The sequence below is a fragment of the Methylobacterium sp. J-076 genome, from assembly GCF_022829405.1.
In the GTDB taxonomy this organism is placed as follows: domain Bacteria; phylum Pseudomonadota; class Alphaproteobacteria; order Rhizobiales; family Beijerinckiaceae; genus Methylobacterium.
In genome coordinates this window covers 1-540 of sequence record NZ_JAKSXW010000089.1, presented here as the reverse complement: position 1 = coordinate 540, position 540 = coordinate 1, and the positions used below count along the sequence as shown (strand labels likewise).

Sequence of the window (540 nt, the reverse complement as noted above, 5' to 3'; positions counted from 1 at the left end):
GCCCCCGCGCTCATGAGGGCGAGCTTGCCGCCGGAGACCGCCGCGCCGTTGTAGGTGGCGCTGTCGAGGTACAGGTTGCGGTCGGTGGCGGCGGTGCCGTCATAGGCGTCGTTCAGGAAGTACAGGCTGACCTTGTGGTCGCCCGCCGCACGGCCGCCGTTGAGGGTGATCGTGTCGGACTGTCTGGCGTCATGCGAGGCGTGGGCCGTGAGGGTGCCGCCGACCTGCTTGCGTTCCACCGCGATCGTGTACTGCGAGTCGGCCTTGTAGGCATCCTCGCTAAGCTTAAGGACCAGCGTTTCCGACCCCGTACCGATGTTCATCGTGAACGGCGTCGCGGCCACCGCCGCGGCCGCCGGGGCCGCCACCGGGCCGGTGTCGTGCACGGTCAGGGCCTGTGCCCCCGCGCTCATGAGGGCGAGCTTGCCGCCGGAGACCGCCGCGCCGTTGTAGGTGGCGCTGTCGAGGTACAGGTTGCGGTCGGTGGCGGCGGTGCCGTCATAGGCGTCGTTCAGGAAGTACAGGCTGACCTTGTGGTCG

1 protein-coding gene is annotated in these 540 nt (G+C 69.3%); it reads right to left on the bottom strand.

Annotated elements, in window-relative coordinates:
• Window positions 1-540: carbohydrate-binding domain-containing protein (locus MKK53_RS07660; protein WP_279598889.1), on the bottom strand; the 540-nt coding region annotated here is incomplete at both ends.